Raw genomic sequence first — 4,007 nt, forward strand, 5'->3', positions numbered from 1 at the left:
GTGCTATGAGCCTCGCCGCCGCTTAATCCCATGTTCGCATCTTAACCCAAGATCGGCGACCTGACTGGCCGCACACGTCGTCGCACGGCCGGCAGCAGTAGGAGCCCCGCTCCGAGCCAGAAGAGGGGCGGGCAACCAGGGCAAGGCGGCCGTTAGTGCTGAGCTCTGCGCGAAGACCAGCGCGATGCGGGCCACCGCGGCCGCTGCCATTGTTGCTGACATACTCGGGGCGCAGCCATCACCGAACCGCGGCTTCCTCAGGTCCAACAACTGGCGCCGCCACACCCACTGGGCCCGTGCCTTGAAGACAACAGAGCTCGCGCCATTGACGATTCACGACCTTCGCCACACCTACGCCAGCCTGGCCCGGGCCTCCGGCGCAGACCTTCGCTACGTCCAGAAAACAATGGGCCACTCCACGCCGACCGTCACCGCGAATATCTACAGCGACCTCTACGCCGACGAACTCGACCACGTAGCCACGAACCTCGACCGGCTCCACGACTCCGCCGCAAACCAAGCGAACGGACAGGAACCGGACACACCGAAACAACCATAGAGTGCCGTCACCACATCCGTGCAGCTCAACACTGGTGGCCAGGGCCGGGATCGAACCGGCGACCTTCCGCTTTTCAGGCGGAGTTCCGGCCTACATCAATGTATTTCAGCTGGTCAGAGTGGATTAGAGACAGCGAACTGGACGCGCTAGAGCACCTGGTCCGTAGGTTTGGCCCCATCTTGGCCCCATAGGTCAGCGGCCCGCCCCTGGAATCCGCACGTCGGCGCAAGGCGGACGGATTTACAGTCCGTGTTTCTGGGCGTTTGCTGGCGTTGGCGTGCGTTGGCCCTCTTGCCAAAATGCCACTTCAACTGGCATATACGCAGATATTGCGTTGGCACGATTGGTGGCGTTTCGATCACGTGTGCTTACAGTTCGTTTACAGTTCGGTGGCCTGGCGCTGCGGTAGATTGCCGTGCCTCACCACCGGCACCGGACCTCACTCGGTGGACAGCTCGTCGCGTCATGGGCTTCCTACCCTCGGGGCCACCGCAACGGGTTAGTCGATGAGGGCACCTCGGGTGCCGCTGATGGGTAGGTCAATCGGCGTGATCACGCCCGGCGGAGCGTCACACACATGAGGGATCGCGTTGACCGCTGCCATGGCCGTGCCGACCATGAGCAGGCTCATGACGTCCTGGTCGGCCGAGAGGTCTGAATTGCGTGGTGGGCCGAACTGGATCACGGCATCCACCCGCGGTTCGCCCTCGATTTCCAATTTGAAGCCCTTGGGATCGGTCCACTGTGGGTCCAGGGCGTCGTCACTCATGGTCCAGCAGATCACCAGTTCGACGACGACGCGTCCATTGCGGTAGCCGCGGTAGGTGCGACGCTGGCCGGCCACACTGCCCTCACCGAACGTGATCCATCCCAGATCCAGGTTACGCGTGGCAAGGGCATGTTCGACAAGACCCCGCTTCGACTCCAACTCGATGCCGAGCATGTCGGCGACAAGGTCCAGCGTCTCGAAGTATCCAAGGCCGTATCGGGCGGTGAACGGGTCGAGTTCGACCAGCCGATCCTTGGCCGGCTTGGCGAACCCGAGCACTGTCCAGGCCTCCCGCACCGGGTATTGGGTGCAGTCCAGCGTCTCGACCAGTTTCACGCTGTGCACGCGCCGGCATGCACCGGACAGGAAGCCCGCAGCGACGTTGACGAACCCCGGTTCGAAACCCGTGCCGAGGAACGTCGCACCCCCGTGCTGGGCAGCAGCCGTGAGAGCCGCCCACTCCTGCAGATGGTGAGTGCCCGTGAGGAAGTCGCCCGTGGTCACCACGTTGATCCCGGCGCGAAGCATCCGGCACACCAGGGCATAGTCGATCACACGCGGGGTGTACATCACGCAGTCGGGTGCGGTACCGATCAGCGCGTCGACGTCGTCGGTGGCCAGGACTCCTACTGGCGCGATCCCGGCCAGTAAGCCGGCGTCTTGGCCCACCTTGTCGGGCGAAAATGCATGTACCCCAACGAGCTCGAACGCATCACGGTCGAGAACGGCCCGAAGTGCGCGCTGGCCGACGTTGCCCGTCGCCCACTGCACCACGCGATACCGCGCCATGAAACGTTCCTTCCTAGCGTTGCTTGGCCAATTCGAGGCTGATCGGAAGTGAGTCGTAGACGGTCATGTTCGAGATGATGTTCGGGTGCTGGATCGTCGGTTCACCCAGTCCGACGTCGGCGGTGTTGAGCAGGATTTCGTCCAACGCGGCTCGGATCTCGGCTCGCGCGAGCATGGCACCAAGGCAGTGGTGTGCACCGCCACCGCCGAATGTCACGTGTGGATTGTGTTGGCGCGCAATGTCGAACTCGAAGGCATTGTCGAAGATGTCTTCGTCGCGATTGGCCGAGCGAAGCATCGTGACGACGCGGGACCCCTTCTTGATCGGCGTATCACCTAACACGACGTCGCGGCGAGCGCCGCGCACCCAGAAGATGATCGGCGTAGACCACCGCAGTACTTCCTCCACTGCACGCGCACGGACGTCGGGATCGCTGCGATACCGGTCGGCCTGTGCGGGGTTGGTGACAAAGGCGCGGATTCCGTCGCACAGCGCATTACGCGTCGTGTCGCTCCCGGCCAGTGCGAGGATGAAGAAGAAGATCTCCAGCTCGTTCTCCGGCAACAAGAACGTCCCGCCGGACTCGTCGTCGATCTCGGCGGTGCACAGGGTGCTCCAGATGTCGTCGACGGGATGCTCCCGCTTCTGTGCGGTCAATTCGCTGGCGTACTGGAACAACTCGAGGAAAGGCCCCAGGGCATCACCCTCGGGCGTCATGACCCCGACGCCCGCTAACTTCAGCACCTGGTCGATGAGATCGAACACGCGTGGCCGATGCTCGTCCGGTATGCCCACGATGTCCCCGATGACCGAAATCGGCAGCCCCGCCGCGAGTTCGACGAACTCGCCGCCACCAGCGTCCAATAGCGACGCAGCCATGAGATGCGCGCGGGTGCGGATGCCTTCTTCGAGCTTGGCCACGGCGCGGGGAGTAAATGCCTTCGCGATAGTTCGGCGGCGCTTGGTGTGGTCGGGCGGATCGAGGTTGACGATCGCGGGATAGGCCGAAAAGAGGCCGACTTGCTGGATCAACGGGCCGTCGGTCGCGGTGAACGCGTCGTGATCGCGATGCACCTGAGTCACCTCGGCGTGCTTCGTGCACACCCAGAATTCCCGGCCGACGCATTTATCGACGATCGCGGTGCGTGTCTGGTGGTACACGGGTGTGCGCCGGCGCAAGTCCAGGAATAGGTCGTCTGGGAAGCCGTCGGCCCACAGGGACAGGTCGGCGAGATCGAGCGTAGCTTCAGGCATGGTGTTCCCTTATCGTTCATCGGCATGGCGAAGGCCGGTGAGAATGATCTGCAGTCCGTCGCGGAACGTCGCTTCGGCCCGTGCGGCCCCGCGCGTGGTTTGCGCGCCGCGATTGTGCTCGAGCTCCACCGACCCCAGCAGATGGACGTAGAGCAGGGCATACGCGGCGGTGAAAGTTCGCCTGGACAATCCTGATTCGCCCAAGATGGAACGCGTGGCTCGGTCCATGTTCTCGGCGGCCGTCGTGTGCGGGCGTTGCTGGAGCAAGCCTGCGATACCCCGAACCGTGACCAGGGCGCGCCATGCGTTGGTGTAGAGCGCGACGACGCGATCCTGCCACTCTCCTTCGGTGGGAACTTCGATGCTGTTCACGACGGCTTCGATCAGCAGATCGAGCAGTTCAGCCTTGCCGGCGACGTGGTAGTAGACCGACGATGCCGAGGTGCCTGCTTGGGCAGCGACGCCTCGCATCGTGACCTTCTCGACCCCGACCCGCTGTGCGAGTTCGAGGAGGTGCTTGGTCAGGTGGTCCCGATCCAGCATCCCGTAGCCAAGCGTTCGCGCGGATAGCTCGCTGCCCATTCCCACCTTTCGAACAGTGTTCTAAATCGAACAGCGTTCAGATTGCCAAACCG

3 protein-coding genes, 1 tRNA gene and 1 pseudogene are annotated in these 4,007 nt (G+C 63.3%); 1 reads left to right on the forward strand and 4 read right to left on the reverse strand.

The window, feature by feature from the left end; genetic code table 11:
* Positions 1–229: 229 nt before the first annotated feature.
* Positions 230–559 (forward strand): annotated as a pseudogene (locus tag ACLQI9_RS12970) (tyrosine-type recombinase/integrase); the annotation flags it as partial.
* A gap of 32 nt (positions 560–591) precedes the next feature.
* Here ACLQI9_RS12970 and ACLQI9_RS12975 read toward each other — a convergent pair.
* The 4 genes from ACLQI9_RS12975 to ACLQI9_RS12990 all read right to left on the reverse strand — a co-directional run bounded on the left by ACLQI9_RS12975 (position 592) and on the right by ACLQI9_RS12990 (position 3,954).
* A tRNA-Phe gene (locus ACLQI9_RS12975) sits at positions 592–720 on the reverse strand.
* A 338-nt stretch (positions 721–1,058) separates the two neighbouring features.
* Positions 1,059–2,117: an NAD(P)H-dependent amine dehydrogenase family protein gene (locus ACLQI9_RS12980; protein ID WP_442391747.1), complete on the reverse strand. Its 1,059-nt coding sequence runs from the start codon at positions 2,115–2,117 to the stop codon at positions 1,059–1,061.
* A gap of 13 nt (positions 2,118–2,130) precedes the next feature.
* Entirely contained in the window at positions 2,131–3,372 is a 1,242-nt protein-coding gene (locus ACLQI9_RS12985) for a cytochrome P450 (RefSeq protein WP_442391748.1), read from the reverse strand.
* Between the two features lie 9 nt (positions 3,373–3,381).
* Positions 3,382–3,954 (reverse strand): TetR family transcriptional regulator, encoded by a 573-nt coding sequence (locus ACLQI9_RS12990; protein ID WP_442391749.1) that lies wholly within the window; start codon positions 3,952–3,954, stop codon positions 3,382–3,384.
* Positions 3,955–4,007 lie beyond the last annotated feature (53 nt).

This window comes from Mycobacterium sp., from assembly GCF_052143115.1.
Classification (GTDB): Bacteria; Actinomycetota; Actinomycetes; order Mycobacteriales; family Mycobacteriaceae; genus Mycobacterium.

What these genes read in the sequence shown, in the direction of transcription:
- ACLQI9_RS12980 (WP_442391747.1), bottom strand. Translation starts at nt 2,117, where the DNA reads ATGGCGCGGTATCGCGTGGTGCAGTGGGCGACGGGCAACGTCGGCCAG.
- ACLQI9_RS12985 (WP_442391748.1), bottom strand. Translation starts at nt 3,372, where the DNA reads ATGCCTGAAGCTACGCTCGATCTCGCCGACCTGTCCCTGTGGGCCGAC.
- ACLQI9_RS12990 (WP_442391749.1), bottom strand. Translation starts at nt 3,954, where the DNA reads ATGGGCAGCGAGCTATCCGCGCGAACGCTTGGCTACGGGATGCTGGAT.